The sequence below is a fragment of the Streptomyces sp. NPDC111516 genome (assembly GCF_055635345.1).
Genome location: NZ_JBVKBV010000008.1, coordinates 227,086 through 247,548, shown reverse-complemented (window position 1 = coordinate 247,548; position 20,463 = coordinate 227,086). Strand labels below are relative to the sequence as shown.

The following is a 20,463-nucleotide window of genomic DNA, read 5'->3' as shown; positions in this document are numbered from 1 at the left end:
CCAACGAGGCGACCGGCCCGGGCACACGACGAAGGCCGCGCCCGGCGGGAACCGGGCGCGGCCTTCGCGCGTACGACGGACGGGGCCCAGGTCCTGTCCTGTCGATCTTCGTGGATCAGCCCGGGGCGTCTGGTGCGGTGCATCGCAAGGCGGAGGATCGTCCTCGTACTGGACGCACTCGGGCGACTGACGACAACGCGGCGAGGTGCCGTGCCAGGCGTTCCGGGCCCGCGAAGATCGGCAGGACAGGTCCTAGCCGAGCGGGTGCATCCAGCCGTGGGTGTCCTCGGCGATGCCGCGCTGGATGTCCAGCAGGCGCTCGCGCAGCTTCAGCGTGACCTCGCCGGGCGCGCCGTCGCTCTGGGCCCACTCGCCGCCCGCGGACTTCACGGTGCCGACGGGGGTGATGACGGCGGCGGTGCCGCAGGCGAAGACCTCGGTGAGGCTGCCGTTCTCGGTGTCGGCGCGCCACTGGTCGATGGAGACGCGGCCCTCCTCGGACTCGTAGCCGAGGTCGCGGGCGACCTTGAGCAGCGAGTCACGGGTGACACCGGCGAGCAGGGAGCCGGTCAGGGCCGGGGTGACGATCTTGTTCCCGTACACGAAGTACAGGTTCATCCCGCCGAGCTCCTCGACCCACTTGTGCTCGACCGCGTCGAGGTACGCGACCTGGTCGCAGCCCTGCTCGGCGGCCTCGGCCTGGGCGAGGAGGGACGCGGCATAGTTGCCGCCGGTCTTGGCGTCGCCCATGCCGCCGGGGACGGCGCGGACGCGGTTCTCGGAGAGCCAGATGGAGACCGGCTTGACGCCGCCGGGGAAGTAGGCACCGGCGGGCGAGGCGATGACGATGAAGAGGTACTCGTTGGCGGGCTTCACACCCAGGCCGACCTCGGTCGCGATCATGAACGGACGCAGGTAGAGCGACTCCTCGCCGCCGTGCGCCGGAACCCACGCCTTGTCCTGCTGGACCAGCACGTCGCACGCCTCGATGAACGTCTCGACGGGCAGTTCCGGCATGGCCAGCCGGTGCGCCGAGGCCTGGAAACGCTTGGCGTTCGCCTCGGGGCGGAACGTGGCGACGCTGCCGTCGGGCCGGCGGTAAGCCTTGAGGCCCTCGAAGATCTCCTGCGCGTAGTGCAGAACCGTGGTCGCGGGGTCGAGGGCGAGCGGGCCGTAGGGGACGAGCTGGCCGTCGTGCCAGCCGCGGCCCTCGGTCCACCGGATCGTCACCATGTGATCGGTGAAGTAGCGGCCGAATCCGGGCTTGACCAGGATCGCCTCGCGCTCCGCGTCGGACAGCGGGGTCGAGGAGGGCTTGAGCTCGATCGTGGGCGTCGTCATGTGTGCGTGTCCTTCACCGGTTGTGTGGGTCGGACCGCGCTCACGTCGCTCCTGTCAGACAGGTGCTAGGACGTCCGAGCTTCACCGCGAGCAGCGGCCCCGTTCGATTATCTCTCCCGGGTGGCCGTGCACGAAATGACGCGAATGCGGTCCAGCGGTCGATAGTGGCACCCGGGACCGCGCAGGAGAAGCCGCCGGGTGCGGTTGCGACCCGGCGGCTTCGAAAATTGGAGTCGTCGGGTCAGCTCGCTACGCGTACCGCGAGCGCGTCGCCGATCTGATCCGTCGTACGAGTCGTCCGTCCTCCCCCAGAGCCTGAAGGGCCTGGGAGGTGCCCCCCTCGCTCCGCGAGGTCGGCGGAGACGGCGTCCTCGATGCGCGCGGCCTCGGCCTCGTAGCCGAGGTGGCGCAGCAGGAGGGCGACGGAGAGGATCGTGGCGGTCGGATCGGCCTTGCCCTGTCCCGCGATGTCGGGGGCGGAGCCGTGGACCGGCTCGAACATCGACGGGAAGGCGCCGGTCGGGTTGATGTTGCCGGACGCGGCCAGGCCGATGCCGCCGGTCACGGCAGCGGCGAGGTCGGTGAGGATGTCACCGAAGAGGTTGTCGGTGACGATGACGTCGAAGCGCTCCGGCTGGGTGACGAAGAAGATCGTCGCGGCGTCGACGTGCAGATAGTCGGTGGCGACCTCGGGGTACTCGGTCGCGACCTTGTCGAAGGTGTTCTTCCACAGGTGACCCGCGTACACGAGGACGTTGTTCTTGTGAACCAGCGTCAGCTTCTTGCGGGGGCGGGCGTTGGCCCGCTCGAAGGCGTCACGGACGACGCGCTCGACACCGTACGCGGTGTTGACGCTGACCTCGGTGGCGACCTCGGCCGGCGTACCGGTGCGCAGTGAACCGCCGTTGCCGGTGTACGGGCCCTCGGTTCCCTCGCGGACGACGACGAAGTCGATGTCCGGCCGGCCGGCCAGCGGCGTCGTGGTGTTCGGGAACAGCTTCGACGGCCGCAAGTTGATGAAGTGGTCGAAGGCGAACCGCAGCTTCAGCAGGAGCCCGCGCTCCAGGACGCCGGACGGCACGGAGGGGTCACCGATCGCGCCGAGCAGGATGGCGTCATGACCCTTGAGGGCTGTGAGCTCCGCGTCCGGGAGGGTTTCGCCGGTACGGTGCCAGCGCCGGGCGCCGAGGTCGTACTCCTTGGTCTCCAGCTTCACATCCTGCGGGAGAACAGCGTCGAGGACCTTGAGGCCCTGGGCCACGACCTCCTGGCCGATACCGTCACCGGGGATCACTGCGAGATTGATGCTGCGAGACATGCCCGCACCATACTTCGCGTCCCACCTCATGACACGTCACGTCCACCATACGGACACATGGTGAGCTGTACGCGCATCGTTCACCCATTCGCCGGGACGGCGTCGGGTGGCGGGTGGATGTTCTGCTTCATGGACTCCATGGACATCCCCCGTTTCGGAATCCCCGAGAAGCTCGCCGACCGTATGAGCATGGCCGAGCAGCACGAGTATCTGCGCACCCGGCTCACCCGGCGGGGCGTGCTCCGTACGAGCGCGGCGACCGCGGCCGTCGCCGGCGCCGGCCTTGGGCTCGCCTCCCCGCCCGCCTACGCGGCACCGGCCGTTCCGGCCCCGCGTCACACGTCCACCCAGGTGGACGGTTCGCTGGTGGCACCGTTCGGCCGGCACCTGGCGTACGGAGCCGACCCGAAGACGCAGATGTCGGTCTCCTGGCAGGTCCCGTTCGCCGTGCGGCGCCCGTACATCCGGATCGGCCACCAGCCGTGGGCGCTGAGCCGCAGGATCGACGCCGAGCTGCGCCACCTCACCACGCCCGAGCTGAACGGCGGGAAGATCGCGGCCGCCGAGCAGTTCTACGTACACGCGAGTCTGGAGCGGCTTCGGCCCGGCACGACGTACTACTACGGCGTCGGCCACGACGGCTTCGACCCCGCCGACACCCGCAACCTGGGCACGCTCGGCACCTTCACGACCGCGCCCTCGCACGCCGGGGCCTTCACCTTCACCGCCTTCGGCGACCAGGGCGTCAGCTACCACGCGCTGGGCAACGACCAGTTGATCCTCGGTCAGAACCCGGCCTTCCACCTGCACGCGGGCGACATCTGCTACGCCGACCCGTCCGGCTCCGGGCAGAGCACCGACACCTATGACGCCCGCACCTGGGACCAGTTCCTGGCGCAGACGGAGACGGTGTCGAAGACCGTGCCGTGGATGGTGACCACCGGCAACCACGACATGGAGGCCTGGTACTCGCCGGACGGCTACGGCGGCCAGAACGCCCGCTGGACGCTGCCCGACAACGGTCCGGACCCGGTGAACCAGCCCGGCGCCTACTCGTTCGTGCACGGCAACGTGGGCGTCGTCGCCCTCGACGCCAACGACGTCTCGTACGAGATCCCGGCCAACTTCGGGATCAGCGACGGCAGGCAGACGCGCTGGCTGGACCGGCGCCTGGGCGAGCTGCGGGCCCGCAACGAGATCGACTTCATCGTCGTCTTCTTCCACCACTGCGCCTTCTCGACGACCAACGCGCACGCCTCGGACGGCGGGGTGCGCGACGCGTGGGTGCCGCTCTTCGAGAAGCACCAGGTGGACCTGGTCATCAACGGCCACAACCACGTCTACGAGCGCACCGACGCGATCCTGAAGAACGCGGTCCGGCGCAAGGTGCCGATCGGCGAGCGCACCGACCCGACGCGGGACGGCATCGTGTACGTCACGGCGGGCGGCGCGGGCAAGGCGCTGTACAACTTCCCGGCGCCGGACACGTACGAGGGACACATCAAGGACCAGGACAGCGTGGACACGTTCCACGTGGTCAAGGGCGGCGGAAGGGCGACCGAGACCGTGGAGTGGTCCCGGGTCCGTTACACCGGCTTCTCTTTCCTGGCGGTGGAGGTGGAGCCCGGACGGCATGCCCGGATGAAGGTCACCGCACTCGCCGAATCGGGCGAGCGCATCGACCACTTCGAGATCAGCCGCGGCTGAGCGCCGACCGGGCGGCGGCCGCCGAACTTCCGCCGAGGCCGGCCGGCCTCAGCGGCTCGTCTCAGTGGCCCGTGGAGCCGCCGTTGTCCCTGCGGTCGAGGGCCCGCTGCAGGGCGGCGGCGGCATTGCGGCGCTCCGACTCGGTCGGGCGGTGGGTGTGACGGACGCGGCGGACAGTCGTCTCGGCCATGGTGGATCGACTCCTTGAGATCGCGAGGATTTCGAGATCGAAAAATCGTGAAGGTGATTTCGAGATCGGGATTTCGAGGTGCCGGAAGAGGCGGGGAGCGGACGCCGCAGGGGTTGCCTGCACAGGGCGCACGCTCACGACCGCCGGTCGCTGGATCTAGCGAGACGTTCGGCTTCTACAAAGTTAGGACAGCTCGGCCGGTCTGTCTCCACAATTACTCGGACTTCCTACTATCTGAGACGGAGGTTTACGACCGCCCGCCCCCGGTTCCCGGTCCGGAGCCCGGTCAGCGAGCGATCGTGCCTGCTCAGAAGTGGTGACGTGGCGGATCGGGCGCGTCGGCCCGGTCGGCGGAGCCTCGGTCTCCCGGTGTATCGAACCTGCGCGGACAGAGCGGAAATTATCCATATTGGCTGAATCCTGACGTCTGCCACGTCCGGCCGTCGGGCAGGACGGCGAGCGCCTCGTAGCCGTCCAGTGCTTCCAGCCAGTCCCGTGCGTCCTCGCCTCTGGCGAACGCTGCGGTGGTGTAGGCGTCGGTCATGGTCAGCCGGGGCCCGATGACGGTGAGGGAGGCGAACGCGGTGGCGGGTGTGCCGCTGTGCGGGTCGAGGATGTGGGCGCCGCGTTCGGCGGTGCCGGAGGTGGCGACGGCCAGGTCATGGCGGGCGGTGATGACGGTGGCCAGTTCGGCGGGGCGCAGGGGGTGGGTGATGCCGATGCGCCAGGGGGTGCCGGAGGTTGCCCGGCCGCGGAGTTGGAGGTCGCCTCCGCCGTTGACGCAGGTGTGGTGCGCGCCGGCTTCGTGGAGCAGTCGGGATGCGGCTTCGGTGGCCCAGCCCTTGACGAGCCCCGAGGGGTCGAGGGTTCCGGCGGGGACGATGCTGAACCAGCCGTCGCTGTCACGGGTTGCCCGAGCGCAGAGGGACAGGACCTCATGGACCTCGGGCGGGCAGTCGTCCAGGTGGATCTCGCGGCGGTCGAGGCGGCTGATGTGGCTGTCGGGCCGGTAGGTGGAGAACACGGTGTCGACCCGGTGGAGCAGCCGCACGGCCTCGGCGAGGGCGTGGTGGATGGCCGGGGTGGGCGTGTCGCGGATGTCGAAGGAGAAGACGGTGCCCATGACGTGTTCGACATGGCGCAGTCCGTGTGCGGTGTCAGGCATGAGCCCGGTCCAGGGCGCTCTGCAGGGATTGGATGTAGCCCTGGCTGGTGTAGCTGGCGCCGGAGACGGCGTCGATGTGCGCGCCCTGGGCGCCGATCGCCTCCTGGGTGAGACGGGGCAGCGCGTAGGAGGCGAGCTGCCGGTCGCGTCCGTTCTGGTCCGGGGCCTGGAGAACCTTGACGGCGGTGATCCTTCCCTTGGAGAGGGTGGCGGCGACCTGCACGGTCCCGTATTCGGTGTCGACGGGATCGCCGGTGAATGTGCCGGTGCCTGTGGATGCGCGCGACGAGGTGCCTGCGGTGGTGTGCGGGGAGGAGGGGTCTGTCGGGGAACGCGGGACCACCCCGGCGAGGGCCGGCAACTGGTGCGGTTTGAGGGCGAGCAGCGCGACGACGAGGGCGCTGATCCCTGTGGTGGCGAGGACGGCTCGGCGCATGGCGGTTCTCCTCAGAACGCGAACGACTCGTGGTGGATGCTTCGTGCCGGGACGCCGGCATCGCGCAGGGCCTGGATGGCGGCCTGTGTCATGCCGGGCGGACCGCACAGGTAGACGTCGTGCGCGGCAAGATCCGGCACCAGAGCACTCAGGCCCCGGGCGGTGAGGGGTGAGGAGTATCCGGCCGGTTCGTCGACGACGTAGTGCACGGTGGCCCGTCGGTGGGCGGCTATCGCGTCGATCTCACCGCGCAGAGCGAGGTCGTCGGTGCGGCGGGCCCGGTGGACGAGGGTGACCTGGCCCGGCAGCGTCTCGAAGAGCGTGCGCAAGGGGGTGATACCGACGCCACCGGCCAGGAGCAGGACCTTGGGGGCGGTGCGGCGGTTCGCGGTGAAGGCGCCGTACGGTCCCTCTGCCCACACCCGGGTGCCGGGCACCAGGCGGGCGAGGGCGGCGCTGTGGCCACCGGCGGTCTTCACCGTGATGCGCAGATGGCGGGGGTCTGCGGGGGCGGAGAGGGAGTACGGATTGGCGGTCCACCACAGACCGCGGGCCATGAAGCGCCAGCGCAGGAACTGCCCCGGCTCGCCCCCCAGCTCGTCGAGATGTTCACCGGTGAGGTGGACGGAGACCACGCCCGGGGCCTCGGGGCGGACCTCGGTCACGCGCAGACGGTGGCGCAGTCCGCACCGCAGCGGCACGGCGAACCGGTACCAGGCGACCAGCGCGGCGACGCCGAGGAACAGCGTGTACCAGGCGACCTGGGCGAGGCGGTTACCGACGAAGTCGGCTCCGTTGGAGAGTTGGTGTCCGAAGGTGAGGAAGACGGCCAGGTAGGTGGCGAAGTGCAGATAGTGCCAGGTCTCGTAACTCAGCTTCCGGCGGGCCGCGCGGGCCGAGAGGACTCCGGTGGCCAGGAACAGCAGGAAGCCGGCGGTGCCTTTGAGGAGGTCGGGGTAGTGCAGGACGAGCGTGGACGTCTGGCCGACCACGCTCGTGTGGGAGGTCAGTGAGTAGCCCCAGATGATCAGCAGGGTGTGGGCGAGGGCGAGAGAGACCGTGCAGCGGCCGCCCAGGGCGTGCCAGCGGGCGAGCCGGTCGGTTCCGATGGTGTGGTCCAGGAGCGGCATGCGGGCCATGAGGGCCAGCAGGACTGCGCAGGCGTAGCCGGCCAGGAGCCCGGTGATGCGTCCCGCGCCGGTGAGCCAGCCCGCCGGACCGACGACCGCGGTCGTGTCACTCCACCACAGGGCCAGCACGCCCGCGGCACCGGCCCAGATCACCAGTGGCACCAGGAAGGGCACGGCGCTGCGGCGCGGGCGCCGGTGGCGCACCCCGCGGCTCTCGTACGTGGTGCTGGTGAACGTGCTGGTCATGGGCTCCTCCGGATAGGACTCGCTCCGGCGATGGGCGGCCAAGCCTCACAGTCGAACCTCTGTGTACCTTCTGAAACAGCCCCGCCGGCCGCTCTCAGCGCTGATTGAGAGGAAACTCAAAGACACGGCCCGCCCCGCGACGGCCTGCGCCGGGGGATGCTGGAGGAACCATGGACGAGCCGCGTACGCAATCCCCGCTGCACCGCCCCGACGGAGAACCCGTGCGGATCCTCGTCGTCGACGACGAACCCGACGTCACCGACGTTCTGGCCGGAGTCATGACCAGCGAGGGCTGGCAGGTCCGCACCGCCGCCGACGGCACGACCGCCCTCACCACCGCCCGCGACTTCCGGCCCGACGCGGTGGTCCTGGACTGGATGCTGCCCGACCTGAACGGCCTCCAGGTCCTGCGCGCACTGCGGCGCGAGACGCCACATGTGTGCGTGCTGTTCCTCACCGCCCGCGACGCGGTCGAGGACCGCATCGCCGGCATCACCGCCGGCGGCGACGACTACGTCACCAAGCCCTACAGCCTGGAAGAGGTCCTGGCCCGGCTGCGCGGGCTGCTCCGGCGGGCCGGCATGACCGCCGAGCCGGGGGCACACCGGCTCACCGTCGGGAACCTCACCATGGACGAGGAAGCCAGGGAGGTCAGACGCGCCGGGACCACCGTCGACCTGTCCCGGACCGAGTTCGAGCTCCTGCGCTTCCTGATGCGCAACCCGCGCCGAGTGCTGTCCAAGGACCAGATCCTCGACCGGGTCTGGGCCTACGACTTCGGCGGCCGCGCCCACGTCGTCGAGCTCTACATCAGCTACCTGCGCAAGAAGATCGACGCCGGACGCACCCCGATGATCCACACCGTGCGCGGCGTCGGCTACGTCCTCAAGCCGGAATCCCCATGAGACGCCCGCCACCCCGCACCCTGCGTGCCCAGCTCACCGCCGGACTCGTCACCCTGCTCGCCCTCGCCTGCCTCGCCGTCGGCATCACCACCGCCCTCGCCCTGCGAGGATTCCTGATGGGACGCCTCGACGAACAGCTCTCCGCCTCCGGCGGCCGGTTCGCTGCCAGCCTGGAACACGAGGCCAAACCCGACGCCGACAACCGCCCCGACACCCGGGGCCAGGCCGAATCGACCTTCGGCGCCCGCCTCCTGAACGGCTCCGTCACCCAGGCCGCCGTCGTCGACGAGGCGACCGACCGCCCCCTCCCCCTCGCCCCCGGGGACCGCCGCGCCCTGGCGGGGATACCCGTGGACGGACACGGACACAGCATCCGCCTCTCCGCTCTGGGGGCCTACCGCGTCACGGCTGTCCAGGGCGACGACCAGGACACCCTGATCACCGGGCTGCCCCTGCACCCGGTGGAGGAGACCGTTCACCGCCTCGAAGCCGTCGAAGGGGTGCTGTTCGGCGCTGCCCTCGCGGTCACCGGCATCGCCGGGGCCCTGTGGGTGCGCATCTCCCTACGGCCCCTCCAGCGGGTCACCGCCCGGGCCGCGGAGGTAGCCGGGCTGCCGCTCGCCAGCGGCGAGATCGCCATGCCCGGACCGCTCCCGGACACCGACCCCCGCACCGAGGTCGGCCAGGTCGGCACCGCCCTCAACCACATGCTCGAGCACATCGAGAACGCCCTCACCCGCCGCCAGGCCGGCGAGGAACGGCTCCGGCACTTCGCCGCCGACGCCAGCCACGAACTACGCACCCCCGTCGCCAACATCCGGGGCCACGCCGAACTCGCCCTGCGTCACCACGGCCCCGTCCCCGGCCCGGTACGCCACGCCCTGGAACGCATCGACGGCGAGTCACAGCGCATGACCCGCCTCGTCGACGACCTGCTCCTCCTCGCCCGCCTGGACGCCGGACGCCCTCTCGAACACGAGCCGGTCGATCTGACCCTGCTGATCCTGAACGCGACAGACGACGCACGCGCCGCCGGCCCCGGCCACCGCTGGCTCCTCGACCTCCCCGAAAATCCGGTCACCGTCACCGGCGACGTCCACCGGCTCCAGCAGGCCATCGGAAACCTCCTCGTCAATGCCCGCACCCACACCCCGCCCGGGACCGAGGTGACCATCGCCCTCGCCGCCGATCAGCCCGGCGTCACCGTGAGCGTGGGCGACAACGGGCCGGGCATCCCCGAAGAGCTCCAGCCGGAGGTCTTCGGGCGCTTCGTCCGCGCCGATCACGCCCGCTCCCGCAGCACCGGAAGCACCGGTCTCGGCCTCGCCATCGTCCAGGCCGTCATCACGGCCCACGGCGGAACCGTTACCGTCACCAGCCGCCCGGGACACACCACCTTCCGCCTGACACTCCCCGGCTGAGAGCCTGGCCCGATCAGAGGTCACCCGACAGGCTCTGACACCGTGCGCCCCGGTCACCGCACCGGAGGGTCGGGCCCGGCCCGGAAATGGAAACCGCCTCCCGGCCGGCAGGGGAACCGGGCGGGAGGCGGGAATCGTGGCGGGGCGCCGGGGGGTGTGCGGCGCCCCGGAGGGGGTCAGCCCTGGTGGGGGTAGGTGTACTCGGTCGGCGGAACCAGCGTCTCCTTGATGGCCCGGGTCAGGGTCCAGCGCTGCAGGTTCTGCGGGGCGCCCGCCTTGTCGTTCGTACCCGAGGCACGGCCACCGCCGAAGGGCTGCTGGCCGACGACGGCACCGGTCGACTTGTCGTTGATGTAGAAGTTGCCCGCTGCGTAGCGCAGCTTCTCCATCGTGTACGCGGCCGCGGCGCGGTCGCCCGCGATGACGGAACCGGTCAGCGCGTAGTCGGAGACCGACTCCATCTGCTCCAGCATCGCGTCGTACGCGTCGTCCTCGTAGACGTGAACGGCGAGGATCGGGCCGAAGTACTCGGTCGTGAAGACCTCGTTGGCCGGGTCCGTGCACTCGATGACGGTCGGGCGGACGAAGTAGCCCACCGAGTCGTCGTACGTGCCGCCCGCGATGATCGTGCAGGACGGGTCGGCCTTGGCGCGGTCGATCGCGGCCTTGTTCTTGGCGAACGAGCGCTCGTCGATGACGGCACCGATGAAGTTCGACAGGTCGGTGACGTCACCCATGGTGATGGAGTCGACCTCGGCCGCGAACTTCTCCTTGAAACCGGAGTTCCAGATGGAGGCCGGGATGTACGCACGGGAGGAAGCCGAGCACTTCTGGCCCTGGAACTCGAAGGAGCCACGGGTCAGCGCGGTCTTCAGGACGGCGTGGTCGGCCGACGGGTGGGCGACGACGAAGTCCTTGCCGCCGGTCTCGCCGACGAGCCGCGGGTAGGTGCGGTAGTTGGCGATGTTGTTGCCGACCGTCTTCCACAGGTGCTGGAAGGTGGGGGTCGAACCGGTGAAGTGAATACCGGCCAGGTCGCGGTGGTTCAGGGCCACCTCGGAGACGGCGATGCCGTCGCCCGTCACCAGGTTGATGACGCCCTTGGGCAGACCGGCCTCTTCCAGAAGCTGCATCAGCAGCACGGCGGCGTGGGTCTGCGTCGGGGACGGCTTCCACACCACGACGTTGCCCATGAGGGCGGGGGCGGTGGGCAGGTTGCCCGCGATCGCCGTGAAGTTGAACGGCGTGATCGCGTAGACGAAGCCCTCCAGCGGGCGGTGGTCCATGCGGTTCCACACGCCCGGCGAGTTGGCCGGGGGCTGCTCGGCCAGGATCTGGCGCGCGTAGTGCACGTTGAAGCGCCAGAAGTCGACGAGCTCACAGGGGGTGTCGATCTCGGCCTGCTGGGCGGTCTTCGACTGGCCGAGCATCGTGGACGCGGCCAGCGTCTCGCGCCACGGGCCGGACAGCAGCTCGGCGGCGCGCAGGATGATCGCGGCACGGTCGTCGAAGGACATCGCGCGCCAGGCCGGGGCAGCGGCCAGCGCGGCGTCGATGGCGTCCTGCGCGTCCTTCTGCGTGGCGCCCGCGAACGTACCGATGACGGCCTTGTGGTTGTGCGGCTGCACGACGTCGAAGCGCTCGCCGCCGCCCATCCGCTTCTCGCCGCCGATGGTCATCGGAAGGTCGATCGGGTTCTGGCTGAGCTCCTTGAGCTTCACCTCCAGGCGGGCGCGCTCCGGGGAGCCCGGGGCGTAGGAGTGGACCGGCTCGTTGACCGGCGCGGGGACCTGGGTCACAGCGTCCATGAGTGCCTTGTCTCCTTGCTTCAGCGGGGTGGGGGGCAGCGGGGCGGGCAGGTCAGCCCTTGGTGAGGATGGAGCGGCCGAAGAACAGCAGGTTCGCCGGCTTCTCCGCGAGGCGGCGCATGAAGTAGCCGTACCAGTCCGTGCCGTACGCGGTGTAGACGCGCATCCGGTGACCCTCGGCCGCGAGCCGGAGGTGCTCGTCGCTGCGGATGCCGTACAGCATCTGGAACTCGTACTCGTCCAGCTTGCGCCCCGCCTTGCGGGCGAGCTCCTGGGTGATGGCGATCAGACGCGGGTCGTGCGACCCGATCATCGGGTAGCCCTCGCCCTCCATCAGGGTCTTCAGGATACGGACGTACGCCTTGTCGATGTCGGCCTTGTCCTGGTACGCGACGGAGGCGGGCTCCTTGTATGCGCCCTTCACGATGCGGACGCGGCTGCCGGCGGCGGCCAGGCGACGGGCGTCCTCCTCGGTGCGGAACAGGTACGCCTGGATCACACAGCCGGTCTGCGGGAAGTCCTTCCGCAGCTCCTCGTGGATGGCGAACATCGAGTCGAGGGTGGTGTGGTCCTCGGCGTCCAGCGTGACCGTGGTGCCGATCTCGGCGGCGGCCTCGACGACCGGGCGGACGTTGGCGAGGGCCAGCTCGTGTCCGCCCGGGAATCGGGCGTCGGGCCCGGAGGGCCCTCCGTCAAGGGCGGTGGTGGGCGACGGGAGGGACTGGCCGAACATGGAGAGCTTGATGGACATCTCGGCCTTGGTGCCCAGGCCGAGGTCCTTGAGGCGGCCCACCAGTTCGAGGTAGGCGTCGCGAGCGGCGGCGGCCTGCTCGGGGGTGGTGATGTCCTCGCCCACCACGTCGAGGGTGACTTCGAGGCCCTTGTCGGCGGCGTCCTCGATGACCGGGACGACCTGGTCGACGGTCTCACCGGCGATGAACCGGGCGACGACCTGCTTGGTGCCAGGTGCGGCCGAGATGAAACGGCGCATCTTGTCGCTGCGGGACGCGGCGAGAATCACGGGACCCAGCACGGGGCACCTCCACGGAAAGTACGAACGAAGGCCGTACCGGCAGAGGGGGAACAAAGCGGTACAGCACGGAGAACCACCGTGAAATCTAAGGATCCCTCCGATCGTGTGCCATCGACAGCTGTCACGCATCCGTTCCCGGGTTCTCAGACATATGTCTGAAGCGGTGCGAGAATGGCCGGGTGAAGGGCGATTACCAGGAGCTGGTCGACGAGATCTCGGGGCTGCTCGGCGCCCCCGCGACGCTGGAGAACCGGGATTTCGGCCTGGTCGCCTTCGGCGCCCACGACAGCGACGACGACACGGCGATGGACCCGGTCCGCACCCGCTCGATCCTGACCAGGCGCTCCACACCCGCGGTCCGCGCCTGGTTCGAGGGGTTCGGCATCGCCCGCGCCACCGGCCCGGTCCGCATTCCGGCCGCCCCGGAGGCCGGGGTGTTCCGGGGCCGGATCTGTCTGCCCGTACGCCATCGAGGTGTCGTGCTCGGTTACGTGTGGCTGCTCGACGCGGACCCCGGACCGACCGACGAGCAGCTGAACGCGGCGATGGAGGTGGCGGCCCGGATCGGGGGGCTGCTCTCCGACGAGGCGCGGGCCGGCACGGACCTGTCCCGGGAGTTCGGTGCGGTCCTCACCGCCGGGCGGGGCTGGCAGCACGACATGGCGGTGGCCGCGCTGCACGAGGCGCTGGGCCGGGACGCGGAGGGGCTGCACACGCTGGTGTGCGTGACCCCGTGGACCGACGATCCGCCGTCGGTCCGTACGGTGCCCTCGGCGGCGGCGCTGACCTCGGTACCGGCCCCGGGGGCCGCCGGGGCCACCTCGCTGGCCGCACTGGTCCGGCTGCGCTCCACCGATGTCCTCGACCCGGCGCTGACCGCCGCGGACCGACTGCGTGCCTCCGCGGACCGGTACGCCACCGCCGGGGTCGCGGTGCCCCGCCGGGGTCTGGCGGAGCTGGCGGCGGCCTGGCACGAGGCCTCGGCCGCGGCCCGCGCGGCGGCGGCCGAGGCCCGCTTCGGCCCGGTCGCCGAGTGGTCGGCGATCGGCCCGTACCGGCTGCTGACCGCGCTCCCCGCCGAGGCGGCCGCGGACGCCGCGGTGCGCGCCCTGCTCACCCCGCCGCACCAGGATCTGGCCCGCACCGCGGAGGTGTTCCTCGACTGTGCGGGCCAGGCGTCCCGGACGGCCGCCGCGCTCGGCATCCATCGCCAGACGCTCTACTACCGGCTCTCCCGGGTCCAGCAGCTCACCGGCCTCGATCTGAACGACGGCGAGGACCGGCTGCTGCTGCACATGGCGCTCAAGAGCGCCCGGCTCTGACCATGCGCCGAACCCGAGAGACTCTCAGCGCTCATCCGGGGCGGTGACCGGTCTGGTGCTGACGAGGGCCGCCAGCACCAGCGGTGCGTCGCCGTCGCTGTGCCCCACGCTCACGCCGACCCAGCGGTCCGTACCGCCGACCGGGCCCCAGACGGACAGGTCACCGTAGAGATCCTCGTCGAGCAGTGCGTCGAACAGCGGCTCGACGGGGGCGCCCTCCTGACGGCGCAGCAGCGGCAGGTGCAGCGGCACCGCACGGTGCGGGCCCCATCTGCGGTCCAGTTCCTCGACGAGGGCGGCGAGATGGGCCTCGGCCGCGTCCTCGGCGTCGTTCCACTCGGGGGCGTACACCCCGGTCAGTGGGTCGCCCTCCCAGAGCGGGATGACGCGGAAGCCCTCGCCGCCGGTCGCGGTCCACTCCCCCGTCTCCGGATCTCCCTCGGCCGCGGTGGGCCCGGTCGCCGGTACGGGGCCGGCCAGCAGTTCCTCGATGTCGGCCAGCGCGCGGGCCGCGGCGAAGGTCTCCCCGGCGCGGGAGCTCACAGGACGGCCCGGTCCATCGGGCGGGGCAGCGGATCGAGCGCCCCGGCCTCGCGAAGCCGCTCGTAGGCCGTCACGACCTCCGCGCTCGCACCGGGGTCCGCGATGCGCAGGAGCACGCCGCCGCCGGGCAGTTCCTCACGGGCCGCCTTCAGGCTGTCCGGGACGAGGGCCGCCCGGCCCGGGGAGAGATATCCGACCCGGCCCACGACGGGATCGCCGATGGAGAACCCGGCGTCGTCCTCCAGCGCGTCGAACACGTCGTCGTCGCTCACGTCACCGAAGTCCGGCTCCCACACCCGGGCGAGGACGGCGAGGAGTTCGGCCTCCGGAACCTCGGCCCTGTCCGGCGCGTGGAGCGTCACCACGAGCGACTGGAGCAGGAACTCCGGGGCGCCCCCGCCCAGTCCGCTGATCTCCGTCTGCCAGCCGGGCGCACCCGTGCGGACCAGCCGCAGCGCGGTGCCCGTGAGGTCGGACCAGTCCTCGGCCGCCTGCGCCACCCGCAGGGCGCCGAGCAGTGCTCCCTCGTCCGCCGGCAGTTCGGTCCCGGGCCCGGAGCCGTGGACGTGCCGCCAGGGTCCGCCTCCCGCCGCGCCGCTCGCCGACGCCGCTTCGGGGAGCAGTTCCATGAGCCCGTCCAGCGTCCGTTTCCAGCGTCCCGCGAGCGCTTCGGCCGGCTCCGGACGGGGGCCCCAGAAGCCCCGCACCACACGTCGCATGCACTTTCCTCCGTCAAGCTTCGTCCGTCGGGCAGGTCCCAGGGCCTCGTCCGGATCACGCCGGAATCGCGTGCCCCGGCACCGCCGGGCACCACCGCATGCAGGCTACTCGTCGAAGGCACCCGGATTCCTGGTGCTGTCGTTCGGCTTCGGCTTGGTGTGGACGACCTTGATCGGCAGCTGCTCGTCGCGGAACGCCTTCCGGGCCGCCTTCGCCACCTCCGGGTCGGAGAAGTGCCACTCCACGGCCCGGCCGCCGGACGCCTCCACCTGAGCCCGTGCCTCGGCGATGAACTTGTCCTTGCCGGACTTGGTGAGCGCGCCCTGCTCGGTCTGGGACAGATAGCTGCGGTAGCCGTTCTTGGCCTCCAGGAAGGTCTGCCTGCCCGAGTCCCAGCCGTCGTACTCCACGGCCGGCTTGCCCTCCTTGGGGTGCGGTACGACGTACTCCTGGCCCCGGTTGGTACCGGTGATCTGCTCCTGGTACCGCAGCCAGGACTCGTTCTTCCAGTTGGGTGCGGGGTTGCGGTCGCGGCTCGCCCAGTAGCCGTCGCCCAGGTCCGCGTCGCCGAGCTTGTGGTCCTTGAGGTCCTTGCCCCAGGACGGCGGGTTGTAGTTGCGCGGGTCGGAGGTGTCGTTCCGCTTCGGCTCCGGGTACTTCTTCTTCTCCAGCTCGGCCTTGCGTGCGCGCTCCGGCTCCTCCAGGCGCTTCTGCTCCAGGTGGGCCGCCCGTTCCTGGGCGCGCGCCTCCGCGGCCTTGGCCTTGGCCGCCTCGTCGCACCCGCCGTCCGCGAGGACGACCCGGCCGGCGGCACCGGAGGCCAGCACTCCGGTGCCGGAGCCGCCGACTCCCGTGGTGCTGCCGCCATAGCGCACCAGGGGCGGCCCGGAGGCGATGACGCAGCCGGTCCGGCGCGCCGCGTCCTCCGCCGCGTCCGCGGCGTCGTCGGCCTCCTTGGCGGCCTTGCGGACTCCGTCGAGGTCTCCGAGCTCAGCGGCCTTGCGGGCGCGACGGGCCGCGGCGCCCGCGTCTCCGGCGGCGTCCGCCACCTTTTCGACGACCTTGCCCAGCTTGCCGAGTTTGCCGACCTTGCCGACGACCTTGGCCACGTCGTAGCCGGGGATGAAGAAGGAGCCGATGTTCCAGACGACATCGGTGACGGCACGGGTCTTCTCGCCGTTGTTCCAGCGGTCGCGGACCTCGTCGCCGACGAAGACGTCGTCGCCGACCTTCACCACGGTGTTGACCGACGCCTTGCCCCAGTCCCAGACCGCGCCGAGGTAGTCGCCGTCGCCCCACTTGTCGCCGGCGTCCTTGGAGTCCTGCATCCACTGGTCGCCGAGTTGCTTGCCGTAGTCGGCGATGCCGGACCACGTCTCGGGCTTGAACAGGTCGATGATCCCGGTGACGTCGCCCCAGAACCCGTCGACGGCGAGCCCCTTGACGACCTGGGTCGTGCGGTCCCAGGCGCAGCCGAAGAAGCCCCAGCCGCCGCAGTCCTCCTCCCCGGCCTTGTCGTCGCCGCCGTGGTCGTTCCCGTTTTCGTCCTTGTCGGACGCGGGTACGTCGTAGTCGGCCTCGGGCTCCTCGCCGTTCTCGGGGTAGGTGTCGACTCCGCTGCCCGGACGGCCGTCGTCCGGGCCCCCGGTGCCGCCGCTCACGCCCGTACCGCCGGAGGAGCCCCCGGTCGCGTTCCCGCCGCTCGCGCTGCCGTTCCCGCCGCTCGCGTTCCCGCCGCTCGCGTCGCCGCCGCTGCTGCCGGCCGGGCCGCCGTTCGTACCGCCCGTCGAGCCGGTACCGCCCGTGACCGTCGTGCCGCCGTCCGCGCCGGCGGCGCTTCCCCCGGCGGCTCCGCCATCGGCTCCCCCGCCCGTGGCGCCGCCGTCCTGGCCGTGTCCCGCCTCGACCCGGCCCGTGCCGTCGCCGGAGGCGGGGCACGAGTAGCCGCTCAGCGAGCAGATAGCCGACTGGAGCTCCGCGGTGATCCGGCCGCCGAGGCCGCTCAGCGCCATGGCCGCGATCAGCGCGACCACGATCAGCACCAGGCCCAGGTACTCCAGGGCCGTCTGCCCCCGGTCCCGGCGCCAGGTGATCATGTGCGGAAGTGAGAACTTCGGCCGCTCGCCCCGCTCCCCCGGCGGCAGCAGGAACCACGCCCGGCTCTGCTGCCGGGTGAGGAAGACCAGGATCAGGACCGGGAGCAGCAGCTGGGTGAAGCCGTGTGCCGACCCGTCCCCGATGTTGGCCACGCCGCCGAGGACCAGCCACACCTGGACGGCGACCAGTCCCCACCAGACCCGCTTGCCGCCGGTCCGTACGTGGCGCGCCAGTAGCAGGCCGAGGATTCCCGGCGCGGCGGCGTACAGCAGGATGCCGATGACTTCGGCGCCCAGCGCGTCCACCGCGAGCGCCGAACCGAAGAGGCCGAGCGCGCCCAGGACTGTCGCGCCGAACAGCACGAGGAGCAGCACTCGCACCGTGTTGAGCGGGCGCGGAAGCTCCCGCCGCCCCGCACCCCCCTGCGCCGGACCTTCAGGAACCGGTATGCCACCCATAGCAGACATACGTGCCCCGCCCCCCGGCGTCAGTGAGTGCCATGACAGTCACTCACCCTAGGGGCGGGCCGCTGCGTGCGTCATGGGCCTCCGGGCCCAACATCGGCCCCATGTGGGCCCCATGATGTGCCGTCATCGACACCGCGTTCACGGAGTCCGCGACACCCGCGGCCGCCGCCCCGCCCCCCGGCCCTACCGGCCCACCCGCCCCTCCAGCACCGCCTTCAGACCGTCCGTCAGGTCCTGGGCGGACGGCGCGGATTCGCTGTCCATCAGCCATTGCACCATCACGCCCGCGAGCAGCGCCTGGCAGAAGAGCCCGGCCACCCGCGCCTTCTCCGGGTCCGTCTCGGGATCGATGCCGAGCATGTTCTCGGCCAGCCCGTCACGGCCCTCGCGCTGCGGGCCCACGAGCGCCTTCTGCAACTCCGGGTCCTGGTCGATCCGGGAGACGACCTCCATCTGGAGCTGCCAGACGGACCGGGTCTGCTCATAGCTGTCGATCACCCGTTCCCAGGTGTCGCGGAACTGGTCCAGCGGCGCCTGGGACCCGCCCTCGCTGTCGCCGTCCACAGCCTCGGCCGGCTGCTCGGTGAGCGCATCGCCCCATTCCTCCGTCACCTTGAGGAAGGCGAGGTTGAGCAGGGCTTCCTTGGAGCCGTAGTGGTAGCCGATGGAGGCGAGGTTCGTCCCGGAGGCGGCCACGATGTCGCGCGCGGTGGTCCGGGCGTACCCCTTCTCCAGCAGGCAGCGCTTGGCGCCTTCGAGCAGATCCTCACGGTGTCCCATGAAAGCAGCGTACCCGGCATGCAGACGTTTGTGTAAGACGCACGTCTAGATGCCGGGTACGCGGAGCCCTCGGGCCTCCGTCAGTCGGTCAGGTTCACCGTACGGGCCGACGTGGCCCCGATCTCCGAGGAGATCTCGGCGAGCACCGAAGCCGGGACATCGTCGTCGACGGTGAGCACGACCAGCGCCTCGCCGCCCGCGCCCGTCCGCGAGACCTGCATGCCCGCGATGTTCAGACCGGCCTCGCCGAGGATCCGGCCGACCGTGCCGACGATACCGGGGCGGTCCTCGTAGCGCAGCACCACCATGTGGTCGGCCAGGGCCAGGTCCACGTCGTACTCGCCGACGGCGACGATCTTCTGGAGGTGCTTGGGTCCGGCCAGTGTGCCGGAGACCGCGACTTCCTCGCCGCCCGAGAGCGTGCCGCGGACGGTGACCACATTGCGGTGGTCCGGCGACTCGGAGCTGGTGGTGAGGCGCACCTCGACACCGCGCTCCTGCGCGAAGAGCGGGGCGTTCACGTACGACACGGTCTCGTCGACGACGTCCTCGAAGACGCCCTTGAGCGCGGAGAGTTCGAGCACCTTGACGTCGTGCTGGGTGATCTCGCCGTACACCTCGACGTCGAGGCGGACCGCGACCTCGCCCGCGAGCGCGGTGAAGATCCGGCCGAGCTTCTCGGCGAGCGGCAGGCCCGGGCGCACGTCCTCGGCGATCACGCCGCCCTGGACGTTGACCGCGTCCGGCACGAGCTCACCGGCGAGGGCCAGCCGGACGGACCTGGCGACCGCGATGCCGGCCTTCTCCTGGGCCTCGTCGGTGGAGGCGCCGAGGTGCGGGGTGCAGACGACCTGATCGAACTCGAACAGCGGGGAGTCCGTGCAGGGCTCCTTCGCATACACGTCGAGGCCGGCGCCCGCGACCCGGCCTTCCTTGAGGGCGGAGGCGAGCGCGGCCTCGTCGACGATGCCACCGCGCGCCGCGTTGACGATGCGCACCGACGGCTTCACCTTGTGCAGCGCCTCGTCGCCGATCAGGCCGAGCGTCTCGGGGGTCTTGGGCAGGTGCACGGTGATGAAGTCGGCGACTTGGAGCAGTTCGTCCAGCGACAGGAGCTTGACGCCCATCTGGGCGGCGCGTGCGGGCTGCACATAGGGGTCGTACGCGACGATCTTCATACCGAAGGCCGACATGCGCTGCGCGACCAGGACGCCGATACGGCCGAGGCCGACGACGCCGAGGGTCTTCTCGCTCAGCTCGACGCCGGTGTACTTGGAGCGCTTCCACTCACCGTTCTTCAGGGCGGTGTTGGCCTGCGGGATGTTGCGCGCGGTGGCGACCAGCAGACCGCAGGCCAGCTCGGCGGCGGTGACGATGTTGGAGGTCGGCGCGTTGACGACCATCACGCCGGCCTTGGTGGCGGCGGAGACGTCGACATTGTCCAGACCGACGCCCGCGCGGGCGACGACCTTCAGCTTCTTCGCGGCGGCGATGGCCTCGGCGTCGACCTTGGTGGCGGAGCGCACCAGGATGGCGTCGACATCGGCGATCGCGGGGAGGAGCTCGGCGCGGTCCGCGCCGTTGCAGTGCCGGATGTCGAAATCCGGGCCCAGGGCGTCAACCGTGGCAGGCGACAGCTCTTCAGCGATGAGTACGACAGGTTTCGAGCTCACGTGAGTCCTCACAGGTCCAGTGCGGACGGCCGTCCCGACGGCCGCAGGCGGTGGAGGGGGCTTGCCGCGTGGAAGACGCACGACACTGTGGGCCTGACGCGTATGTGTGGAGAAGTGTAGTCATGCGCCAGGACGCATACTGCGCCCCGATGGAAGGATCA

17 protein-coding genes are annotated in these 20,463 nt (G+C 70.8%); 4 read left to right on the top strand and 13 right to left on the bottom strand.

What is annotated here, in order from left to right:
• Nucleotides 1–252 precede the first annotated feature (252 nt).
• Together ACZ7L9_RS18285 and ACZ7L9_RS18280 are read right to left on the bottom strand one after the other, a co-directional pair.
• Nucleotides 253–1,341, bottom strand: a complete 1,089-nt coding sequence (locus ACZ7L9_RS18285; RefSeq protein ID WP_471416173.1) for a branched-chain amino acid aminotransferase — start codon at nt 1,339–1,341, stop codon at nt 253–255.
• A 241-nt stretch (nt 1,342–1,582) separates the two neighbouring features.
• Entirely contained in the window at nt 1,583–2,659 is a 1,077-nt protein-coding gene (locus ACZ7L9_RS18280) for a 3-isopropylmalate dehydrogenase (protein ID WP_471416172.1), read from the bottom strand.
• A gap of 138 nt (nt 2,660–2,797) precedes the next feature.
• Between ACZ7L9_RS18280 and ACZ7L9_RS18275 the strand changes: the two genes are divergently transcribed.
• Nucleotides 2,798–4,366, top strand: a complete 1,569-nt coding sequence (locus ACZ7L9_RS18275) for a purple acid phosphatase family protein (RefSeq protein WP_471416254.1) — start codon at nt 2,798–2,800, stop codon at nt 4,364–4,366.
• A 61-nt stretch (nt 4,367–4,427) separates the two neighbouring features.
• Here ACZ7L9_RS18275 and ACZ7L9_RS18270 read toward each other — a convergent pair whose 3' ends face one another.
• The 4 genes from ACZ7L9_RS18270 to ACZ7L9_RS18255 form a co-directional block, all read right to left on the bottom strand.
• Nucleotides 4,428–4,556 (bottom strand): hypothetical protein, encoded by a 129-nt coding sequence (locus ACZ7L9_RS18270; protein ID WP_266748797.1) that lies wholly within the window; start codon nt 4,554–4,556, stop codon nt 4,428–4,430.
• Nucleotides 4,557–4,956: 400 nt separating this feature from the next.
• Complete coding sequence (locus tag ACZ7L9_RS18265; RefSeq protein WP_471416171.1) at nt 4,957–5,721, bottom strand: FAD:protein FMN transferase; 765 nt, start codon at nt 5,719–5,721, stop codon at nt 4,957–4,959.
• Entirely contained in the window at nt 5,714–6,157 is a 444-nt protein-coding gene (locus tag ACZ7L9_RS18260) for an FMN-binding protein (protein ID WP_471416170.1), read from the bottom strand. Before ACZ7L9_RS18260 ends, ACZ7L9_RS18265 begins: the two co-directional genes overlap by 8 nt.
• 11 nt (nt 6,158–6,168) lie before the next feature.
• A complete protein-coding gene (locus tag ACZ7L9_RS18255) occupies nt 6,169–7,533 on the bottom strand; it encodes a ferredoxin reductase family protein (RefSeq protein ID WP_471416169.1) in 1,365 nt (454 codons plus the stop codon).
• A 170-nt stretch (nt 7,534–7,703) separates the two neighbouring features.
• On the opposite strand from ACZ7L9_RS18255, the gene ACZ7L9_RS18250 reads away from it, so the two are divergent.
• Nucleotides 7,704–8,438 (top strand): response regulator transcription factor, encoded by a 735-nt coding sequence (locus ACZ7L9_RS18250; RefSeq protein ID WP_471416168.1) that lies wholly within the window; start codon nt 7,704–7,706, stop codon nt 8,436–8,438.
• Nucleotides 8,435–9,859 carry a sensor histidine kinase gene (locus ACZ7L9_RS18245; RefSeq protein ID WP_471416167.1) on the top strand — a complete coding sequence of 475 codons (1,425 nt, stop codon included), beginning with the start codon at nt 8,435–8,437 and terminating at the stop codon, nt 9,857–9,859. The genes ACZ7L9_RS18250 and ACZ7L9_RS18245 overlap by 4 nt, the downstream gene beginning before the upstream one ends.
• Before the next feature lie 176 nt (nt 9,860–10,035).
• On the opposite strand, the gene pruA is transcribed toward ACZ7L9_RS18245, so the two are convergent.
• Both pruA and ACZ7L9_RS18235 read right to left on the bottom strand, forming a co-directional pair.
• Entirely contained in the window at nt 10,036–11,667 is a 1,632-nt protein-coding gene (gene pruA / locus ACZ7L9_RS18240; RefSeq protein WP_471416166.1) for an L-glutamate gamma-semialdehyde dehydrogenase, read from the bottom strand.
• 52 nt (nt 11,668–11,719) lie between these two features.
• Nucleotides 11,720–12,700: a proline dehydrogenase family protein gene (locus ACZ7L9_RS18235; protein ID WP_471416165.1), complete on the bottom strand. Its 981-nt coding sequence runs from the start codon at nt 12,698–12,700 to the stop codon at nt 11,720–11,722.
• Nucleotides 12,701–12,879: 179 nt separating this feature from the next.
• Here ACZ7L9_RS18235 and ACZ7L9_RS18230 point away from each other — a divergent pair, with 179 nt between their 5' ends.
• Complete coding sequence (locus ACZ7L9_RS18230) at nt 12,880–14,022, top strand: PucR family transcriptional regulator (RefSeq protein ID WP_471416164.1); 1,143 nt, start codon at nt 12,880–12,882, stop codon at nt 14,020–14,022.
• Nucleotides 14,023–14,046: 24 nt separating this feature from the next.
• On the opposite strand, the gene ACZ7L9_RS18225 is transcribed toward ACZ7L9_RS18230, so the two are convergent.
• From ACZ7L9_RS18225 to serA, 5 genes are all read right to left on the bottom strand, one after another.
• On the bottom strand, nt 14,047–14,565 hold the full coding sequence (locus ACZ7L9_RS18225; RefSeq protein WP_471416163.1) for a hypothetical protein: 519 nt from the start codon (nt 14,563–14,565) through the stop codon (nt 14,047–14,049).
• Nucleotides 14,562–15,284 carry a hypothetical protein gene (locus ACZ7L9_RS18220; protein WP_471416162.1) on the bottom strand — a complete coding sequence of 241 codons (723 nt, stop codon included), beginning with the start codon at nt 15,282–15,284 and terminating at the stop codon, nt 14,562–14,564. The genes ACZ7L9_RS18225 and ACZ7L9_RS18220 overlap by 4 nt, the downstream gene beginning before the upstream one ends.
• 105 nt (nt 15,285–15,389) lie before the next feature.
• Nucleotides 15,390–17,849: a Tox-REase-5 domain-containing protein gene (locus tag ACZ7L9_RS18215; RefSeq protein ID WP_471416161.1), complete on the bottom strand. Its 2,460-nt coding sequence runs from the start codon at nt 17,847–17,849 to the stop codon at nt 15,390–15,392.
• Between the two features lie 183 nt (nt 17,850–18,032).
• Nucleotides 18,033–18,629 carry a TetR/AcrR family transcriptional regulator gene (locus tag ACZ7L9_RS18210; protein WP_471416160.1) on the bottom strand — a complete coding sequence of 199 codons (597 nt, stop codon included), beginning with the start codon at nt 18,627–18,629 and terminating at the stop codon, nt 18,033–18,035.
• An 80-nt stretch (nt 18,630–18,709) separates the two neighbouring features.
• A complete protein-coding gene (serA, locus tag ACZ7L9_RS18205; protein WP_471416159.1) occupies nt 18,710–20,302 on the bottom strand; it encodes a phosphoglycerate dehydrogenase in 1,593 nt (530 codons plus the stop codon).
• Nucleotides 20,303–20,463: the final 161 nt, after the last annotated feature.